The 17704-nt window shown below is 54.7% G+C and carries 25 protein-coding genes; all 25 read right to left on the bottom strand.

Annotation, left to right across the window (positions count from 1 at the left end; all coding sequences use genetic code 11):
- The 25 genes from rpmD to rpoC all read right to left on the bottom strand — a co-directional run bounded on the left by rpmD (position 1) and on the right by rpoC (position 17658).
- The gene (gene rpmD / locus ABEH28_RS23090) at positions 1–177 is read right to left on the bottom strand and encodes a 50S ribosomal protein L30 (RefSeq protein ID WP_028621547.1); all 177 of its coding nucleotides are present in this window, start codon (positions 175–177) and stop codon (positions 1–3) included.
- Positions 178–179: 2 nt separating this feature from the next.
- Positions 180–680: a 30S ribosomal protein S5 gene (gene rpsE, locus ABEH28_RS23085; protein ID WP_037017729.1), complete on the bottom strand. Its 501-nt coding sequence runs from the start codon at positions 678–680 to the stop codon at positions 180–182.
- Positions 681–683: 3 nt separating this feature from the next.
- Positions 684–1034 (bottom strand): 50S ribosomal protein L18, encoded by a 351-nt coding sequence (gene rplR / locus ABEH28_RS23080; protein ID WP_037017727.1) that lies wholly within the window; start codon positions 1032–1034, stop codon positions 684–686.
- Positions 1035–1044: 10 nt separating this feature from the next.
- Entirely contained in the window at positions 1045–1578 is a 534-nt protein-coding gene (rplF, locus tag ABEH28_RS23075; protein ID WP_108121485.1) for a 50S ribosomal protein L6, read from the bottom strand.
- Between the two features lie 12 nt (positions 1579–1590).
- On the bottom strand, positions 1591–1983 hold the full coding sequence (gene rpsH, locus ABEH28_RS23070; protein WP_037017722.1) for a 30S ribosomal protein S8: 393 nt from the start codon (positions 1981–1983) through the stop codon (positions 1591–1593).
- 214 nt (positions 1984–2197) lie between these two features.
- Positions 2198–2503: a 30S ribosomal protein S14 gene (rpsN, locus tag ABEH28_RS23065; RefSeq protein WP_003186042.1), complete on the bottom strand. Its 306-nt coding sequence runs from the start codon at positions 2501–2503 to the stop codon at positions 2198–2200.
- Between the two features lie 13 nt (positions 2504–2516).
- Positions 2517–3056 (bottom strand): 50S ribosomal protein L5, encoded by a 540-nt coding sequence (gene rplE, locus ABEH28_RS23060; protein ID WP_037017720.1) that lies wholly within the window; start codon positions 3054–3056, stop codon positions 2517–2519.
- Positions 3057–3076: 20 nt separating this feature from the next.
- Positions 3077–3391 carry a 50S ribosomal protein L24 gene (rplX, locus tag ABEH28_RS23055; RefSeq protein WP_002555478.1) on the bottom strand — a complete coding sequence of 105 codons (315 nt, stop codon included), beginning with the start codon at positions 3389–3391 and terminating at the stop codon, positions 3077–3079.
- A gap of 11 nt (positions 3392–3402) precedes the next feature.
- Positions 3403–3771 carry a 50S ribosomal protein L14 gene (gene rplN / locus ABEH28_RS23050; RefSeq protein WP_002555479.1) on the bottom strand — a complete coding sequence of 123 codons (369 nt, stop codon included), beginning with the start codon at positions 3769–3771 and terminating at the stop codon, positions 3403–3405.
- 23 nt (positions 3772–3794) lie between these two features.
- A complete protein-coding gene (rpsQ, locus tag ABEH28_RS23045) occupies positions 3795–4061 on the bottom strand; it encodes a 30S ribosomal protein S17 (protein WP_003194644.1) in 267 nt (88 codons plus the stop codon).
- Positions 4062–4063: 2 nt separating this feature from the next.
- Entirely contained in the window at positions 4064–4255 is a 192-nt protein-coding gene (gene rpmC, locus ABEH28_RS23040) for a 50S ribosomal protein L29 (RefSeq protein WP_002555481.1), read from the bottom strand.
- Positions 4255–4668, bottom strand: a complete 414-nt coding sequence (gene rplP / locus ABEH28_RS23035; protein WP_003186052.1) for a 50S ribosomal protein L16 — start codon at positions 4666–4668, stop codon at positions 4255–4257. The genes rpmC and rplP overlap by 1 nt, the downstream gene beginning before the upstream one ends.
- A gap of 12 nt (positions 4669–4680) precedes the next feature.
- Positions 4681–5367 (bottom strand): 30S ribosomal protein S3, encoded by a 687-nt coding sequence (gene rpsC / locus ABEH28_RS23030; RefSeq protein ID WP_003176422.1) that lies wholly within the window; start codon positions 5365–5367, stop codon positions 4681–4683.
- Positions 5368–5380: 13 nt separating this feature from the next.
- A complete protein-coding gene (gene rplV, locus ABEH28_RS23025) occupies positions 5381–5713 on the bottom strand; it encodes a 50S ribosomal protein L22 (RefSeq protein ID WP_003103908.1) in 333 nt (110 codons plus the stop codon).
- A 13-nt stretch (positions 5714–5726) separates the two neighbouring features.
- A complete protein-coding gene (rpsS, locus tag ABEH28_RS23020) occupies positions 5727–6002 on the bottom strand; it encodes a 30S ribosomal protein S19 (RefSeq protein ID WP_002555486.1) in 276 nt (91 codons plus the stop codon).
- A gap of 16 nt (positions 6003–6018) precedes the next feature.
- Positions 6019–6843, bottom strand: a complete 825-nt coding sequence (gene rplB / locus ABEH28_RS23015; RefSeq protein ID WP_003210080.1) for a 50S ribosomal protein L2 — start codon at positions 6841–6843, stop codon at positions 6019–6021.
- Positions 6844–6857: 14 nt separating this feature from the next.
- A complete protein-coding gene (gene rplW / locus ABEH28_RS23010; protein ID WP_065988457.1) occupies positions 6858–7157 on the bottom strand; it encodes a 50S ribosomal protein L23 in 300 nt (99 codons plus the stop codon).
- Complete coding sequence (gene rplD / locus ABEH28_RS23005) at positions 7154–7756, bottom strand: 50S ribosomal protein L4 (RefSeq protein WP_037017717.1); 603 nt, start codon at positions 7754–7756, stop codon at positions 7154–7156. The genes rplW and rplD overlap by 4 nt, the downstream gene beginning before the upstream one ends.
- Before the next feature lie 12 nt (positions 7757–7768).
- A complete protein-coding gene (gene rplC, locus ABEH28_RS23000; protein WP_065988459.1) occupies positions 7769–8404 on the bottom strand; it encodes a 50S ribosomal protein L3 in 636 nt (211 codons plus the stop codon).
- An 81-nt stretch (positions 8405–8485) separates the two neighbouring features.
- Positions 8486–8797: a 30S ribosomal protein S10 gene (gene rpsJ, locus ABEH28_RS22995; protein ID WP_003186070.1), complete on the bottom strand. Its 312-nt coding sequence runs from the start codon at positions 8795–8797 to the stop codon at positions 8486–8488.
- A 139-nt stretch (positions 8798–8936) separates the two neighbouring features.
- Positions 8937–10130 (bottom strand): elongation factor Tu, encoded by a 1194-nt coding sequence (gene tuf / locus ABEH28_RS22990; RefSeq protein WP_024646116.1) that lies wholly within the window; start codon positions 10128–10130, stop codon positions 8937–8939.
- Between the two features lie 31 nt (positions 10131–10161).
- Complete coding sequence (gene fusA, locus ABEH28_RS22985) at positions 10162–12267, bottom strand: elongation factor G (protein WP_192174976.1); 2106 nt, start codon at positions 12265–12267, stop codon at positions 10162–10164.
- Positions 12268–12297: 30 nt separating this feature from the next.
- A complete protein-coding gene (gene rpsG, locus ABEH28_RS22980) occupies positions 12298–12768 on the bottom strand; it encodes a 30S ribosomal protein S7 (protein WP_002555493.1) in 471 nt (156 codons plus the stop codon).
- Between the two features lie 116 nt (positions 12769–12884).
- A complete protein-coding gene (rpsL, locus tag ABEH28_RS22975) occupies positions 12885–13256 on the bottom strand; it encodes a 30S ribosomal protein S12 (protein ID WP_002555494.1) in 372 nt (123 codons plus the stop codon).
- A 202-nt stretch (positions 13257–13458) separates the two neighbouring features.
- Complete coding sequence (rpoC, locus tag ABEH28_RS22970; protein ID WP_108121483.1) at positions 13459–17658, bottom strand: DNA-directed RNA polymerase subunit beta'; 4200 nt, start codon at positions 17656–17658, stop codon at positions 13459–13461.
- Positions 17659–17704 lie beyond the last annotated feature (46 nt).

The following is a 17704-nucleotide window of genomic DNA, read 5'->3' as shown; positions in this document are numbered from 1 at the left end:
TTAACCCTCGACTCGCAGCATGTAGTAAGCCTTGTTGATCATCCCACGGTTTTCCGGGGTATCAACGACTTCTACAGTGTGACCGATGCGACGCAGACCCAAACCCTTAACGCACAATTTGTGGTTAGGGATGCGGCCGGTCATGCTTTTGATCAGCGTTACTTTAACGGTAGCCATGATCAGAAGATCTCCTGGACGTTCAGGCCGCGTTTAGCAGCGATGGACTCAGGGGACTGCATGGTCTTCAAACCCTTGAACGTTGCGTGAACAACGTTGACCGGGTTAGTCGAACCGTAGCACTTGGCCAGAACGTTGTGGACGCCAGCAACTTCGAGAACGGCGCGCATTGCGCCGCCAGCGATGATGCCAGTACCTTCCGACGCAGGCTGCATGTAGACCTTCGAAGCCCCATGAGCGGACTTGATAGCGTACTGCAGCGTGGTGCCGTTCAGATCGACCTGGATCATGTTGCGGCGAGCAGCTTCCATTGCCTTCTGGATCGCAGCAGGCACTTCACGTGACTTGCCACGGCCGAAGCCAACACGCCCTTTACCATCACCAACCACGGTCAACGCGGTGAAAGTGAAGATACGGCCGCCTTTAACGGTTTTTGCTACGCGATTAACTTGTACCAGCTTCTCGATGTAGCCTTCGTCGCGTTTTTGGTCGTTATTTGACATAACTTAGAACTCCAGCCCGCCTTCACGAGCAGCATCAGCCAGCGCCTTAACGCGACCGTGGTACTTGAAGCCAGAACGATCAAAAGCCACTTGCGATACACCGGCGGCTTTCGCACGCTCAGCGATCAGCTGGCCAACTTTAGTGGCCGCGTCGATGTTGCCAGTGGCGCCATCACGCAGTTCTTTGTCCAAAGTCGAGGCGTTTGCCAGGACTTTGCTGCCGTCGGCCGAGATGACCTGGGCATAAATGTGCTGCGAAGAGCGGTACACGCAGAGACGCACGACTTCGAGTTCGTGCATTTTCAGGCGTGCTTTGCGAGCGCGACGCAGTCGGGTAACTTTTTTGACGGTCATTTGCTATGCCCTACTTCTTCTTGGCTTCTTTACGACGGACGACTTCGTCCGCGTAACGCACGCCTTTGCCTTTGTACGGCTCTGGACGGCGGAAGTCGCGGATCTCAGCGGCCACTTGACCAACCAACTGCTTGTCGATACCGCGAATAACGATATCGGTTTGGTTGGGAGTCTCAGCGGTGATGCCTTCCGGCAATTCGTAGTCCACTGGGTGCGAGAAGCCAAGGGCCAGGTTCAGTACCGTGCCTTTTGCTTGCGCTTTGTAACCAACACCGACCAGCTGGAGCTTGCGCTCGAAGCCTTGGCTTACGCCTTGGACCATGTTGTTTACCAACGCACGAGTGGTACCGGCCATTGCGCGAGTTTGTTGATCGCCGTTGCGAGCAGCAAAACGCAGCTCACCGGACTCTTCAACAATTTCAACGGACGAATGAATGTTCAGGTCTAGAGTGCCCTTGGCACCCTTCACCGAAAGCTGCTGGCCGACGAGCTTGACTTCGACGCCTGCTGGCAACTTAACGGGGTTCTTAGCTACGCGTGACATGCTTATCCCCCCTTAGAACACAGTGCAAAGCACTTCGCCGCCGACACCGGCAGCGCGCGCAGCACGATCCGTCATCACACCTTTGTTGGTGGAGACGATAGACACACCGAGGCCGCCACGAACTTTTGGCAACTCATCGACGGACTTGTACTGACGCAGGCCTGGACGGCTAACGCGCTTCACTTCCTCGATGACCGGACGGCCTTCGAAGTACTTCAGCTCGATGGATAGCAACGGCTTTGTTTCGCTGCTGATCTGATAACCCGCAATGTAACCTTCGTCCTTCAGGACTTTGGCTACAGCCACCTTCAACGTGGAGGATGGCATGCTTACGACGGGCTTTTCAGCCATCTGGGCATTACGGATACGAGTTAGCATGTCCGCTAACGGGTCCTGCATACTCATGGGCTAGACGCTCCTGATACAAAAAAAATGAGCCTTACGGCTACAACCTGTCGCCTTAAAATTCCGGGCACGTGCGAGCACGGGCTCTGGCGAGCCGGCAATTCTAGGCGCACCCCAGAAATGAATCAAGCCCCAAAAGGGGCTTGATTCAAATTCAGGCTCTACGCCCATCGGTTCGACGTGAACACAATGGGCGTACTGCGTGAATAACTGCTTACCAGCTGGCTTTAACCAGACCTGGTACGTCGCCACGCATTGCTGCTTGACGCAGCATGTTACGGCCGAGGCCGAACTTGCGGTACACGCCGTGCGGACGACCTGTCAGGCGGCAACGGTTACGCATGCGCGAGGCACTTGCGTCACGTGGCTGCTTCTGCAGTGCGACCGTAGCTTCCCAACGTGCTTCTGGACTTGCGTTCAGATCTACGATGATCGCTTTCAGCGCAGCACGTTTGGTAGCGTACTTGGCAACGGTGAGCTGACGCTTCAGCTCACGGTTTTTCATGCTCTTCTTGGCCATGGTCCTACTCCAATCAGTTGCGGAACGGGAACTTGAAAGCACGCAGCAATGCGCGACCTTCTTCGTCCGTACGAGCAGTGGTGGTCAGGGTAATGTCCAGACCGCGCAGGGCATCGATCTTGTCGTAGTCGATTTCCGGGAAAATGATCTGCTCTTTAACGCCCATGCTGTAGTTACCACGACCATCGAAGGACTTGGCATTCAGGCCGCGGAAGTCGCGGACCCGAGGCAGGGAGATCGACAGCAGACGATCCAGGAATTCATACATACGCTCACGGCGCAGAGTCACTTTGACGCCGATCGGCCAACCTTCACGGACTTTAAAGCCAGCGATAGATTTGCGAGCGTAGGTCACGACGACTTTTTGGCCGGTGATTTTTTCCAGATCTGCAACAGCGTGCTCGATGACTTTTTTGTCGCCGATCGCTTCGCCCAGACCCATGTTCAGGGTGATCTTGGTAACGCGTGGAACTTCCATCACGTTCGAAAGCTTAAGTTCTTCCTTAAGCTTCGGTGCGATTTCTTTCCAGTAAATCTCTTTTAGTCGTGCCATGGTCTTCTACCTAGCAGTGTTCAAGCATCAACCGCTTTTTGGGTCGACTTGAAGACACGAATTTTCTTGCCGTCTTCAACTTTGAAACCAACGCGGTCAGCCTTGTTGGTTGCGCCGTTGAAAATGGCGACGTTAGAAGCGTGCAATGGCGCTTCTTTCTCGACGATACCGCCCTGTACGCCCGACATCGGGTTTGGCTTGGTATGACGCTTCACCAGGTTGATCCCACCAACGACCAAGCGGTCGTCAGCGAGAACCTTGAGCACCTTACCGCGCTTACCTTTGTCTTTGCCGGCGATCACGATGATCTCGTCGTCACGACGAATCTTTTGCATGTCGGATCTCCTTACAGCACTTCTGGGGCGAGCGAGACGATCTTCATGAACTTCTCAGTACGAAGTTCACGGGTCACTGGCCCAAAGATACGGGTGCCGATCGGCTCTTGCTTGTTGTTCAACAGAACAGCAGCGTTGCCATCAAAGCGGATGATGGAGCCGTCTGCGCGACGAACACCATGGCGAGTGCGGACTACTACTGCAGTCATCACTTGGCCTTTTTTCACCTTACCGCGCGGAATTGCTTCCTTGACGGTAACTTTGATGATGTCACCGATACCAGCGTAACGACGATGAGAGCCACCAAGCACCTTGATGCACATAACGCGGCGTGCGCCGCTGTTATCGGCCACATCGAGCATGGATTGAGTCTGAATCATATAATTTCTCCGACCCCTAGCCCTTAGACTTCCACAGCGCGTTCGAGAACATCAACCAGTGCCCAGGACTTAGTCTTGGCCATCGGACGAGTTTCACGAATAGTGACCTTGTCGCCGATGTGGCACTGATTGGTTTCGTCGTGCGCGTGCAGCTTAGTCGAACGCTTAACGTATTTACCGTAGATTGGGTGCTTGACGCGACGCTCGATCAGTACGGTGATGGTCTTGTCCATCTTGTCGCTGACGACACGGCCAGTCAGCGTACGGACGGTTTTTTCGGCTTCAGCCATGATTACTTACCTGCCTGCTGGTTGAGCACAGTCTTCACGCGAGCGATGTCACGCTTAACTTGCGAGAGCAGGTGAGACTGCCCCAACTGGCCAGTTGCTTTCTGCATGCGCAGATTGAACTGGTCGCGCAGCAAGCCGAGCAGTTGCTCGTTCAGTTGCTGTGCTGATTTTTCACGAAGTTCATTCGCTTTCATCACATCACCGTCCGCTTAACAAAGGAGGTGGCGAGCGGCAGCTTTGCAGCAGCCAGGGCGAAAGCCTCACGCGCCAACTCTTCGGAAACACCCTCGATTTCATACAGGACTTTGCCTGGCTGAATCTGGGCAACCCAGTACTCCACGTTACCCTTACCTTTACCCATCCGAACTTCGAGTGGCTTTTTGGTGACAGGCTTGTCCGGGAATACACGGATCCAGATCTTGCCGCCACGTTTAACGTGACGGGTCAGTGCACGACGCGCTGACTCGATCTGACGAGCGGTGAGACGACCACGAGCAACAGACTTCAGCGCGAACTCGCCGAAGCTGACTTTGCTACCGCGCAATGCCAGACCACGGTTGTGGCCGGTCATCTGCTTGCGGAACTTCGTACGCTTAGGTTGCAACATTTGGCGTACCCCTTACTTAGCAGCTTTTTTACGAGGCGCTGGTGCTTGCGGTTTCAGCTCTTCTTGGCGACCACCAATTACTTCGCCTTTGAAGATCCAAACCTTTACACCGATCACACCGTAAGTGGTGTGAGCTTCGTAGTTGGCATAGTCGATGTCGGCACGCAGGGTGTGCAATGGCACACGACCTTCGCGATACCATTCAGTACGTGCAATTTCAGCACCGCCGAGACGACCGCTCACTTGGATTTTGATGCCTTTGGCACCAATGCGCATGGCGTTCTGCACTGCACGCTTCATAGCGCGACGGAACATTACGCGACGCTCCAGCTGCTGAGCTACGCTCTGCGCAACCAGCATACCGTCGAGCTCCGGCTTACGGATCTCTTCGATATTGATGTGCACAGGCACACCCATTTGCTTGGTCAGGTCCTGACGCAGCTTCTCAACATCCTCACCTTTCTTCCCGATAACGATACCTGGACGAGCGGTGTGGATGGTGATGCGTGCAGTCTGCGCCGGACGATGGATATCGATACGGCTTACGGACGCGCTTTTTAGTTTGTCTTGGAGATACTCTCGCACCTTCAGATCAGCGAACAAATAGTCCGCATAAGTCCGACCGTCTGCGTACCAGACGGAGGTGTGCTCCTTGACGATTCCCAGGCGAATGCCAATGGGATGTACTTTCTGACCCATCTCTTCGACTCCGTTACTTGTCAGCAACCTTGACAGTGATATGGCAAGACCGCTTGACGATGCGATCAGCACGGCCTTTGGCACGTGGCATGATGCGCTTCAGCGAACGCCCTTCGTTGACGAAAACGGTGGAGACCTTGAGGTCATCAACGTCTGCGCCTTCGTTATGCTCGGCGTTGGCTACGGCCGACTCCAGCACTTTCTTCATGATCTCGGCGGCTTTCTTACTGCTGAAAGCCAACAGGTTGAGCGCTTCGCCCACCTTCTTCCCGCGGATCTGGTCGGCGACCAAGCGGGCTTTCTGGGCGGAGATTCGAGCGCCCGACAACTTAGCGGCTACTTCCATCGTTCCTTACCCCTTAACGCTTGGCTTTCTTGTCTGCCACGTGCCCACGATAAGTGCGGGTACCGGCAAACTCGCCTAGTTTGTGGCCGACCATGTCTTCGTTCACGAGAACAGGAACATGCTGACGACCGTTATGCACAGCAATGGTCAAACCGACCATTTGTGGCAGGATCATAGAACGACGCGACCAGGTCTTAACTGGTTTGCGATCGTTCTTTTCCGCCGCCACTTCGATCTTCTTCAGTAGGTGAAGATCAATAAAAGGACCTTTTTTCAGAGAACGTGGCACTGTCGTATCCCTCTATTTACTTGCGACGACGGACGATCATTTTGTCGGTACGCTTATTACCACGAGTCTTCGCGCCCTTAGTCGGGAAGCCCCACGGCGATACCGGATGACGACCACCAGAGGTACGACCTTCACCACCACCATGTGGGTGGTCAACCGGGTTCATGGCAACACCACGAACGGTTGGGCGAACGCCACGCCAGCGTTTGGCACCAGCTTTACCCAGCGAACGCAGGCTGTGCTCGGAGTTCGAGACCTCACCCAGAGTCGCACGGCATTCAGCCAGAACTTTACGCATCTCACCGGAGCGAAGACGCAGAGTCACGTAGACACCTTCACGAGCGATCAGCTGTGCAGACGCACCAGCAGAACGAGCGATCTGAGCACCTTTACCCGGCTTCAGTTCGATGCCGTGAACGGTAGAACCCACTGGGATGTTGCGCAGCTGCAGAGCGTTGCCTGGCTTGATTGGAGCCAAAGCGCCCGCGATCAGCTGGTCGCCAGCACTCACGCCTTTAGGCGCGATGATGTAACGACGCTCGCCGTCTGCGTACAGCAGCAGTGCGATGTGAGCAGTACGGTTTGGATCGTATTCAATACGCTCGACGGTGGCAGCAATGCCATCCTTGTCGTTGCGACGGAAATCGACCAGACGATAATGCTGCTTATGACCACCACCGATGTGACGAGTAGTGATGCGGCCATTGTTGTTACGACCACCAGTCTTCGATTTTTTCTCGAGCAGCGGTGCGTGAGGAGCGCCTTTATGCAGCTCCTGGTTGACCACCTTGACCACAAAACGGCGGCCAGGGGAAGTCGGTTTGCATTTAACGATTGCCATGATGCACCCCTTCCTTACTCAGCACTGCTGCTGAAATCGAGATCTTGGCCTGGCTGAAGGGAGATAACCGCCTTCTTCCAGTCATTGCGCTTGCCCAGACCGCGAGCAGTGCGCTTGGTCTTACCCATAACATTCAGGGTAGTGACACGCTCTACTTTCACGCTGAACAGGCTTTCGACGGCCTTCTTGATTTCCAGCTTGGTTGCATCAGTAGCAACCTTGAAAACGAACTGACCTTTTTTGTCTGCCAGAACCGTAGCCTTCTCGGAAACGTGCGGGCCAAGCAGAACTTTAAATACGCGTTCCTGGTTCATCCCAGCAGCTCCTCGAATTTCTTCACGGCCGACACAGTGATCAACACTTTGTCGTATGCGATCAGACTAACTGGATCGGAACCTTGAACATCACGTACATCAACGTGCGGCAGGTTACGAGCAGCCAGGTAAAGGTTCTGATCAACAGCGTCCGACACGATCAAAACGTCGGTCAGGCTCATGTCATTCAGTTTGCCCAGCAGATCTTTGGTTTTCGGCGATTCAACAGCGAAATCCTGAACCACGACCAGACGATCAGTACGGACCAGTTCAGCAAGGATGGAGCGCAGTGCAGCGCGATACATCTTCTTGTTGAGCTTCTGAGAGTGATCCTGAGGACGTGCTGCGAAAGTGGTACCGCCGCCGCGCCAGATCGGGCTACGGATAGTACCGGCACGAGCACGGCCAGTTCCCTTTTGACGCCAAGGGCGCTTACCGCCACCGGATACGTCAGAACGGGTCTTTTGCTGCTTGCTACCCTGACGACCGCCAGCCATGTAGGCCACGACTGCCTGGTGAACCAGCGTCTCGTTGAATTCGCCGCCAAATGTCAGTTCGGAAACTTCGATCGCTTGAGCGTCATTTACATTTAATTGCATGTCAGCTTCCCCTTAACCGCGAGCCTTGGCTGCTGGACGTACAACCACATTGCCGCCAGTAGCGCCAGGAACAGCACCCTTGACCAACAATAGATTGCGTTCAGCGTCCACGCGCACTACTTCCAGGGACTGCACGGTCACGCGCTCAGCGCCCATATGACCGGACATTTTTTTGCCCTTGAATACACGACCAGGAGTCTGGCACTGGCCGATAGAGCCCGGGACGCGGTGGGACACGGAGTTACCGTGAGTATTATCTTGACCACGGAAATTGTGGCGCTTGATAGTACCTTGGAAGCCTTTACCCTTGGACTGACCGGTAACATCTACCATCTGGCCAGCAGCAAAGATTTCTGCATTGATCAGATCGCCAGCCTTGTATTCGCCTTCTTCAAGACGGAATTCCAGGACAGTACGACCTGCAGCAACGTTCGCTTTAGCGAAGTGACCTGCTTGAGCAGCAGTCACACGGGAAGCACGACGAACGCCGACAGTGACTTGCACTGCACGATAGCCATCGACTTCTTCGGTTTTGAACTGGGTGACGCGATTCGGCTCGATCTCAATGACCGTAACCGGAATGGAGACACCTTCTTCGGTGAAAATACGGGTCATACCGCATTTACGACCGACTACACCAATAGTCATGTTGTAAACCTCATGAGTGTACGGGGCTTTCACCCGCTATGGCCGCCCATTTCAGAGCGTTACACGACTAAGACCCGAGTCTTAGCCGAGGCTGATCTGTACTTCCACACCTGCCGCAAGATCAAGCTTCATCAGCGCATCAACGGTTTTATCCGTTGGCTGGACGATGTCCAGAACACGCTTATGAGTGCGGATCTCGTACTGGTCGCGCGCGTCTTTGTTGACGTGCGGAGAAACCAGAACGGTGAACCGCTCTTTACGGGTAGGGAGTGGAATCGGACCACGCACTTGAGCACCAGTACGTTTCGCGGTTTCCACGATTTCCTGGGTGGATTGGTCGATCAGGCGATGGTCAAAAGCCTTCAACCTGATACGGATTTGCTGATTTTGCATTGGATTTCAGACTCCAGGCTACTTCCCACCGAGCGCAATACGCCCGTTTAAAGGAGGCGCAATTCTATAGACGAGCTAACGGGGTGTCAACCCAATAAAAAAGCCCCCGCAAGCGGGGGCTCTTTTTGAAGATCATCGCTTATGCGATGATTTTGGCCACGACGCCAGCGCCGACGGTACGACCGCCTTCACGAATAGCGAAACGCAGACCGTCTTCCATTGCGATTGGCTTGATCAGGGTAACGGAAACTTTCACGTTATCGCCTGGCATAACCATCTCAACGCCTTCCGGCAGTTCGCAGCTACCAGTTACGTCGGTAGTACGGAAGTAGAACTGTGGACGGTAGCCTTTGAAGAACGGAGTGTGACGGCCGCCTTCTTCTTTGCTCAGCACGTAAATTTCAGCTTCGAACTGAGTGTGCGGCTTGACGGTGCCTGGCTTGACCAGAACCTGGCCACGCTCAACGTCGTCACGCTTGGTGCCGCGCAACAGAACGCCGCAGTTCTCGCCAGCACGACCTTCGTCGAGCAGCTTACGGAACATTTCAACACCGGTGCAGGTGGTGACAGTAGTGTCACGCAGACCAACGATTTCCAGTGGATCTTGAACCTTGACGATACCGCGCTCAACACGACCAGTCACAACAGTACCGCGACCGGAGATCGAGAATACGTCTTCGATTGGCATCAGGAACGGCTTGTCGACAGCACGCTCTGGCTGAGGAATGTAGCTGTCCAGAGTTTCAACCAACTTCTTGACGGCAGTGGTGCCCATCTCGTTGTCGTCTTTGCCTTCCAACGCCATGCGGGCAGAGCCGATGATGATTGGAGTGTCGTCGCCCGGGAAGTCGTAAGTGCTCAGCAGATCGCGCACTTCCATCTCAACCAGTTCCAGCAGCTCAGCGTCGTCTACCAGGTCAGCCTTGTTCAGGAAGACCACGATGTACGGAACGCCTACCTGACGGGACAGCAGGATGTGCTCACGAGTTTGTGGCATCGGACCATCAGCAGCCGAACAAACCAGGATAGCGCCGTCCATTTGGGCAGCACCAGTGATCATGTTCTTCACGTAGTCGGCGTGACCTGGGCAGTCAACGTGTGCGTAGTGACGCACGGACGAGTTGTACTCAACGTGAGCAGTGTTGATGGTGATACCGCGAGCCTTCTCTTCTGGTGCGCTGTCGATCTTGTCGAAGTCAACACGAGCCGAACCGAAAACTTCGGAGCAGACGCGAGTCAGAGCAGCGGTCAGCGTGGTTTTACCATGGTCAACGTGACCGATAGTGCCAACGTTGACGTGCGGAAGGGAACGATCAAATTTTTCTTTAGCCACGACAAATAACTCCTAGCCTAAAGGCGCTGAATCAGCCTTGTTTTTTGGTTACAGTTTCGACGATGTGCGACGGAGCTGTATTGTATTTTTTGAATTCCATAGAGTAGCTTGCGCGACCTTGGGACATGGAGCGAACGTCGGTCGCATAACCGAACATCTCACCCAACGGAACCTCGGCACGAATTACTTTGCCGGAGACCGTATCTTCCATACCCAGGATCATGCCGCGACGACGATTAAGGTCGCCCATCACGTCACCCATATAGTCTTCAGGCGTAACAACCTCTACAGCCATGATCGGCTCAAGCAACTCACCACCGCCCTTCTGGGCCAGTTGCTTGGTCGCCATGGAAGCAGCCACCTTAAACGCCATCTCGTTCGAGTCGACGTCGTGGTAAGAACCATCAAACACGGTAGCCTTCAGGCCGATCAGCGGATAGCCGGCAACAACGCCGTTCTTCATCTGCTCTTCGATGCCCTTCTGGATAGCCGGGATGTATTCCTTAGGAACCACACCACCCACTACTTCGTTCACGAATTGCAGACCTTCCTGACCTTCGTCAGCAGGTGCAAAACGGATCCAGCAGTGGCCGAACTGACCACGACCGCCGGACTGGCGAACGAACTTGCCTTCGATTTCACAGTTCTTCGTGATGCGCTCACGATACGAAACCTGAGGCTTACCGATGTTGGCTTCGACGTTAAACTCACGGCGCATCCGGTCAACCAGGATGTCCAGGTGCAGCTCGCCCATGCCAGAGATGATCGTCTGACCAGTCTCTTCATCAGTTTTGACGCGGAAAGACGGGTCTTCCTGAGCAAGTTTGCCCAGTGCGATACCCATTTTTTCCTGGTCATCCTTGGTTTTAGGCTCTACGGCAACCGAAATAACCGGCTCCGGGAAGTCCATCCGAACCAGGATGATTGGCTTGTCAGCGTTGCACAACGTTTCACCAGTGGTGACGTCCTTCATGCCGATCAAGGCCGCGATGTCACCAGCGCGTACTTCCTTGATCTCTTCGCGAGCGTTTGCGTGCATTTGCACCATACGACCCACGCGCTCTTTTTTGCCCTTGACCGAGTTGATCACGCCGTCGCCGGATGCCAACACGCCCGAGTAAACACGGACGAACGTCAAGGTACCCACGAATGGGTCGGTAGCGATCTTGAACGCCAGAGCCGAGAACGGCTCGTTGTCGTCTGCGTGACGCTCCATCTCTTCTTCTTCGTTATCAGGGTTGGTGCCCTTGATAGCAGGAATGTCGACTGGAGCTGGCAGGTAGTCGATAACGGCGTCGAGAACCAGGGGGACACCCTTGTTCTTGAAGGAAGAACCGCAAACAGCAAGAACGATCTCACCAGCGATAGTACGCTGACGCAGAGCAGCCTTGATTTCCTCGTTGGTGAGTTCTTCACCCTCAAGGTACTTGTTCATCAGCTCTTCATTGGCTTCGGCCGCAGCCTCTACCATGTTGCTGCGCCATTCGTTAGCCAGTTCCTGCAATTCAGCAGGGATAGGCTTGCGAACCGGGACCATACCCTTATCGGCATCGTTCCAGTAGACCGCTTCCATGGACATCAGATCGATCTGACCCTGGAAGTTGTCTTCAGCACCAATTGCCAGCTGGATCGGCACCGGAGTGTGACCCAGACGCTGCTTGATCTGAGCAATTACGCGCAGGAAGTTTGCGCCAGCACGGTCCATTTTGTTCACGTAAACGATACGTGGAACACCGTACTTGTTGGCTTGACGCCATACAGTTTCGGACTGAGGCTCAACGCCAGAAGTACCACAGAACACAACGACCGCGCCGTCGAGTACACGCAGGGAACGCTCAACTTCAATGGTGAAGTCTACGTGGCCCGGGGTGTCAATGACGTTGAAGCGGTATTGGTCTTTGTGTTGCTTCTCGGAACCCTGCCAAAAGGCAGTAATAGCAGCAGAAGTAATGGTAATACCACGCTCCTGCTCCTGAACCATCCAGTCGGTGGTCGCGGCGCCGTCATGCACCTCGCCCATCTTGTGGCTTTTACCGGTGTAAAAAAGGACGCGCTCGGTGGTGGTGGTTTTACCAGCATCCACGTGAGCAACGATACCAATGTTACGGTAACGGTTGATCGGTGTAGTACGAGCCATAAAGCCCTCGCAAAATTAGTGACGCTGAAATTAGAAGCGGTAGTGCGAGAAAGCTTTGTTGGCTTCAGCCATACGGTGCACGTCTTCACGCTTCTTGACCGCAGCACCTTTACCTTCGGCGGCGTCCAACAGTTCGCCAGCCAAACGCAGAGCCATAGACTTCTCACCGCGCTTGCGCGCGAAGTCTACCAGCCAACGCATTGCCAGAGCATTACGACGGGACGGACGAACTTCGACCGGAACCTGGTAAGTAGCACCGCCTACACGGCGCGACTTCACTTCGACCAGCGGAGCGATGGCGTCGAGAGCTTTCTCGAAGATTTCCAGGGGATCGGAGTTCTTGCGTTCTTTAACCTTTTCCAGCGCGCCATAAACGATACGCTCGGCAACGGCTTTCTTGCCGCTTTCCATAACGTGGTTCATGAACTTGGCCAGGATCTGGCTGCCGTATTTTGGATCGTCAAGCACTTCGCGCTTGGCTGCTACGCGTCTTCTTGGCATGGATAAGCCCTCAAACGGTCTTCAGGTTCGCTCGGAATCAGCACCTACTGGCGCCTCCGACCTTACTCTTATCGACTCAGAAAATAAGATGATTCAATTTTTACAAAAAGCCGCTACTACTTAGGCTTCTTGGTACCGTACTTCGAACGACCCTGGTTACGACCTTTGACACCGGAGGTATCCAACGAACCGCGAACGGTGTGGTAACGAACACCTGGCAAGTCTTTTACACGGCCGCCGCGAATCAGTACGACGCTGTGCTCTTGCAGGTTGTGGCCTTCACCACCGATGTACGAGGAAACCTCGAAACCGTTGGTCAGACGCACACGGCAGACTTTACGCAATGCCGAGTTAGGTTTTTTCGGCGTAGTTGTATACACGCGAGTGCACACACCACGACGCTGCGGGCAGTTCTGCAGCGCAGGCACGTCGGATTTCTCGACGATACGCTTACGCGGCTGACGTACCAGCTGGTTGATAGTTGCCATCTACTAGCTCCACTGTTGTCTTGCGACGCTATTGTCTTACAAGAAAAGCAAAATGGCAGGACATACGTCCCGCCAGATTTAGGGGTACAAGAGTCTAAAGAGGATCCTGCCCCCAGTCAAGGCAAAGCCCCGATGTCCACAGCCACTGGCAACCCATAGAAACCGGGTAATGCCAATGACCATGAAAATCGGGGCCCTACTCTCAATTACTGCTTGAGTTCAACGCTTCGGTCAGCGCGGCTTCAACTTCGCTCGCACTTACACGCATCGGCTTGTCGGCTTCACGACGACGCTTGCGCTCGCTGTGATATGCCAGACCGGTACCTGCAGGGATCAAACGACCCACAACCACGTTTTCTTTCAGGCCGCGCAGATAATCACGCTTGCCGGTCACTGCCGCTTCGGTCAACACGCGAGTGGTCTCCTGGAAGGAGGCCGCCGAGATGAACGATTCGGTGGACAGCGAGGCCTTGGTGATACCGAGCAACACCCGAGTAAATTTGGAAACAAATTTCTCGTCAGCCGCGAGGCGCTCGTTTTCAACCAGTACGTGCGTCAACTCCATCTGGTCGCCCTTGATGAAGCTGGAGTCGCCCGACTCAGCGATCTCGACTTTACGCAGCATCTGACGCAGGATCGTCTCGATATGCTTGTCGTTGATCTTCACGCCTTGCAGGCGGTAAACGTCCTGAATCTCGTTGACGATGTATTTCGCCAGAGCGCTGACACCCAGCAGACGCAGGATATCGTGCGGATCGCTAGGACCGTCGGAGATAACCTCACCACGGCTGACCTGCTCACCTTCAAAGACGTTGAGGTGACGCCACTTTGGAATCAGCTCCTCGTACGGATCGGTACCATCGTTTGGCGTGATAACCAGACGGCGCTTGCCCTTGGTCTCTTTACCGAACGCGATCGTACCGCTGACTTCAGCCAGGATCGATGCTTCTTTCGGACGACGCGCTTCGAACAAGTCGGCAACGCGCGGCAGACCACCGGTGATGTCGCGAGTCTTGGAGGTCTCTTGCGGAATACGGGCGATAACGTCACCCACACCCACTTGCACACCATCCGCAACACCGACGAGGGCGTTTGCCGGCAGGAAGTACTGAGCGGGTACGTCGGTACCCGGCAACAACAGATCCTTGCCATCAACACCAACCATCTTGACCGCAGGACGAATGTCTTTACCTGCTGCAGGACGGTCTTTGGCATCCAGTACTTCGATGTTGGTCAAACCGGTCAATTCGTCGGTCTGGCGCTTGATCGTAATACCTTCTTCCATGCCCACGTAGGTCACGGTGCCTTTCATCTCGGTGACGATTGGGTGAGTGTGCGGATCCCACTTGGCCACGATGGACCCTGCGTCGACCTTGTCACCTTCCTTCACCAGAATCACAGCGCCATACGGCAGTTTGTAACGCTCGCGCTCACGCCCGAATTCGTCGGCAATTGCCAGCTCACCAGAACGCGAAACCGCGACCAAGTGGCCATCAAGACGCTCAACGTGCTTCAAGTTGTGCAGACGAACGATACCGCCGTTCTTGACCTGGACACTGTCCGCAGCAGAAGTACGGCTTGCCGCACCACCGATGTGGAATGTACGCATGGTCAGCTGGGTACCCGGCTCACCGATCGACTGCGCGGCGATAACGCCGACAGCTTCACCGATGTTCACCTGGTGACCACGTGCCAGATCTCGGCCGTAGCATTTGGCGCAAATACCGAAACGGGTTTCGCAGCTGATTGGGGAACGCACGATGACTTCGTCGATGCTATTCAGCTCGATGAATTCAACCCACTTCTCGTCAACCAGCGTGCCGCCTGGAACGATGACATCTTCAGTACCAGGCTTGAATACGTCACGGGCGATCACTCGACCCAATACGCGTTCGCCCAACGGCTCTACGACATCACCGCCTTCGATGTGCGGCGTCATTACCAGACCGTGTTCAGTACCGCAATCAACCTCGGTAACAACCAGATCTTGTGCCACGTCTACCAGACGACGAGTCAGGTAACCGGAGTTCGCGGTTTTCAACGCAGTATCCGCAAGACCCTTACGAGCACCGTGAGTCGAGATGAAGTACTGAAGAACGCTCAAACCTTCGCGGAAGTTCGCAGTGATCGGCGTCTCGATGATCGAGCCATCCGGCTTGGCCATCAGACCACGCATACCTGCCAGCTGACGAATCTGTGCTGCGGAACCCCGCGCACCCGAGTCGGCCATCATATACATCGAGTTGAAGGATTCCTGGTCAACAGTCTCACCGTGACGGTCGACAACCTTCTCTTTCGAGAGGTTGGACATCATCGCCTTCGAGACTTCATCGTTGGCCTTGGACCAGAGGTCGATCACCTTGTTGTACTTCTCGCCCTGAGTAACCAGGCCTGAGGCGTACTGACTTTCGATCTCTTTCACTTCATCGGTTGCGGCGTCGATGATGCGAGCTTTTTCATCAGGGATAACGAAGTCGTTAACGCCGATGGAAACACCCGAGATCGTCGAATAGGCAAAACCGGTGTACATCAACTGGTCAGCGAAGATAACGGTCTCTTTCAGGCCAACCACGCGATAGCACTGGTTGATCAGCTTGGAGATTGCCTTCTTCTTCATCGGCTGGTTGACGACGTCGTATGACAGGCCGGCCGGGACCACCTGGAACAGCAGCGCACGGCCGACGGTTGTGTCGACGATACGGGTGTTCTTGACGCTGCCACCGTCACGATCATTGACCGTTTCGTTGATGCGCACTTTTACTTTCGCATGCAGTGCGGCTTCGCCGGCACGGAACACACGGTCAACTTCCTGCAGATCCGCGAATACACGACCTTCGCCTTTGGCGTTGATCGCTTCACGAGTCATGTAGTACAGACCCAATACAACGTCCTGCGAAGGAACGATGATTGGCTCACCGTTAGCAGGCGACAGAATGTTGTTGGTCGACATCATCAGCGCACGGGCTTCGAGCTGGGCTTCCAGCGTCAGCGGCACGTGAACGGCCATCTGGTCACCGTCGAAGTCGGCGTTGTATGCCGCACAGACCAGCGGGTGCAGCTGGATTGCCTTACCTTCGATGAGGACCGGCTCAAACGCCTGGATGCCCAGACGGTGAAGCGTCGGCGCCCGGTTCAGAAGCACTGGGTGTTCGCGAATGACTTCGGCGAGAACGTCCCAGACTTCTGGCAGCTCGCGCTCAACCATCTTCTTGGCAGCTTTGATGGTGGTCGCGAGACCACGCATTTCGAGCTTGCCGAAAATGAATGGCTTGAACAGCTCAAGTGCCATCTTCTTCGGCAGACCGCACTGGTGCAGACGCAGGGTCGGACCTACTGTAATTACCGAACGGCCAGAGTAGTCAACACGCTTACCAAGCAAGTTCTGACGGAAACGACCCTGCTTACCCTTGATCATGTCAGCCAGGGATTTCAGAGGACGCTTGTTCGAACCAGTGATGGCGCGACCGCGACGACCGTTATCAAGCAGCGCATCCACAGCTTCCTGCAGCATGCGCTTTTCGTTGCGCACGATGATGTCAGGAGCAGACAGATCCAGCAGACGCTTCAAACGGTTGTTACGGTTGATCACCCGACGATACAGATCGTTGAGGTCAGAAGTCGCGAAGCGACCACCATCCAGTGGAACCAGTGGACGCAGGTCTGGCGGAAGAACCGGCAGAACGGTCAACACCATCCACTCTGGAAGGTTGCCGGAACCCTGGAAGGCTTCCATCAACTTCAGACGTTTGGACAGCTTCTTGATTTTGGTTTCGGAGTTGGTTTGCGGAATCTCTTCGCGCAGACGGCCAATCTCGTGTTCCAGATCAATAGCGTGCAGCAGCTCACGGACAGCTTCGGCACCCATACGGGCGTCGAAGTCATCACCGAACTCTTCAAGAGCTTCGAAGTATTGCTCGTCGTTAAGCAGCTGCCCTTTTTCGAGGGTAGTCATGCCCGGATCGATAACGACATAGCTCTCGAAGTAGAGAACGCGTTCGATGTCACGCAGGGTCATGTCCATCAGCAAGCCGATACGGGACGGCAGTGATTTCAGGAACCAGATGTGAGCAACCGGCGATGCCAGTTCGATGTGAGCCATGCGCTCACGACGGACTTTGGCCAGTGCGACTTCAACGCCGCATTTTTCGCAGATAACGCCACGATGCTTCAAGCGCTTGTACTTACCGCACAGGCACTCGTAATCCTTGACCGGGCCAAAGATCTTGGCGCAGAAAAGGCCGTCACGCTCAGGTTTGAACGTACGGTAGTTTATGGTTTCCGGCTTTTTAACTTCACCGAACGACCACGAACGGATCATCTCAGGCGATGCCAATCCGATACGGATGGCGTCGAACTCTTCGACTTGACCCTGGTTTTTCAGCAAATTCAGTAGGTCTTTCAAGGCCTTTCCTCCTGGCGGAGCAGAGGGCAGTCATACCGACCCGCCC

Source organism: Pseudomonas sp. Ps21-P2 (genome assembly GCF_039672565.1).
Lineage (GTDB): Bacteria > Pseudomonadota > Gammaproteobacteria > Pseudomonadales > Pseudomonadaceae > Aquipseudomonas.
This window is presented reverse-complemented; position numbering and strand designations above follow the sequence as displayed.

Bases quoted from the DNA above. Each gene is read 5' to 3' on its own strand.
- fusA (WP_192174976.1), bottom strand. From the start codon at position 12,267: ATGGCTCGTACTACACCGATCAACCGTTACCGTAACATTGGTATCGTT.
- rpsJ (WP_003186070.1), bottom strand. From the start codon at position 8,797: ATGCAAAATCAGCAAATCCGTATCAGGTTGAAGGCTTTTGACCATCGC.
- rpsL (WP_002555494.1), bottom strand. From the start codon at position 13,256: ATGGCAACTATCAACCAGCTGGTACGTCAGCCGCGTAAGCGTATCGTC.
- rplC (WP_065988459.1), bottom strand. From the start codon at position 8,404: ATGACTATTGGTGTAGTCGGTCGTAAATGCGGTATGACCCGTATTTTC.
- rpsQ (WP_003194644.1), bottom strand. From the start codon at position 4,061: ATGGCTGAAGCCGAAAAAACCGTCCGTACGCTGACTGGCCGTGTCGTC.
- rplP (WP_003186052.1), bottom strand. From the start codon at position 4,668: ATGTTGCAACCTAAGCGTACGAAGTTCCGCAAGCAGATGACCGGCCAC.
- rplR (WP_037017727.1), bottom strand. From the start codon at position 1,034: ATGACCGTCAAAAAAGTTACCCGACTGCGTCGCGCTCGCAAAGCACGC.
- rpsH (WP_037017722.1), bottom strand. From the start codon at position 1,983: ATGAGTATGCAGGACCCGTTAGCGGACATGCTAACTCGTATCCGTAAT.
- rplW (WP_065988457.1), bottom strand. From the start codon at position 7,157: ATGAACCAGGAACGCGTATTTAAAGTTCTGCTTGGCCCGCACGTTTCC.
- rplE (WP_037017720.1), bottom strand. From the start codon at position 3,056: ATGGCACGACTAAAAGAGATTTACTGGAAAGAAATCGCACCGAAGCTT.
- rpmD (WP_028621547.1), bottom strand. From the start codon at position 177: ATGGCTACCGTTAAAGTAACGCTGATCAAAAGCATGACCGGCCGCATC.
- rplN (WP_002555479.1), bottom strand. From the start codon at position 3,771: ATGATTCAGACTCAATCCATGCTCGATGTGGCCGATAACAGCGGCGCA.
- rplX (WP_002555478.1), bottom strand. From the start codon at position 3,391: ATGCAAAAGATTCGTCGTGACGACGAGATCATCGTGATCGCCGGCAAA.
- rplV (WP_003103908.1), bottom strand. From the start codon at position 5,713: ATGGAAGTAGCCGCTAAGTTGTCGGGCGCTCGAATCTCCGCCCAGAAA.
- rpmC (WP_002555481.1), bottom strand. From the start codon at position 4,255: ATGAAAGCGAATGAACTTCGTGAAAAATCAGCACAGCAACTGAACGAG.
- rplD (WP_037017717.1), bottom strand. From the start codon at position 7,756: ATGCAATTAAATGTAAATGACGCTCAAGCGATCGAAGTTTCCGAACTG.
- rpsG (WP_002555493.1), bottom strand. From the start codon at position 12,768: ATGCCAAGAAGACGCGTAGCAGCCAAGCGCGAAGTGCTTGACGATCCA.
- rplB (WP_003210080.1), bottom strand. From the start codon at position 6,843: ATGGCAATCGTTAAATGCAAACCGACTTCCCCTGGCCGCCGTTTTGTG.
- rplF (WP_108121485.1), bottom strand. From the start codon at position 1,578: ATGTCACGCGTAGCTAAGAACCCCGTTAAGTTGCCAGCAGGCGTCGAA.
- rpsE (WP_037017729.1), bottom strand. From the start codon at position 680: ATGTCAAATAACGACCAAAAACGCGACGAAGGCTACATCGAGAAGCTG.
- rpsN (WP_003186042.1), bottom strand. From the start codon at position 2,503: ATGGCCAAGAAGAGCATGAAAAACCGTGAGCTGAAGCGTCAGCTCACC.
- rpsC (WP_003176422.1), bottom strand. From the start codon at position 5,367: ATGGGTCAGAAAGTACATCCCATTGGCATTCGCCTGGGAATCGTCAAG.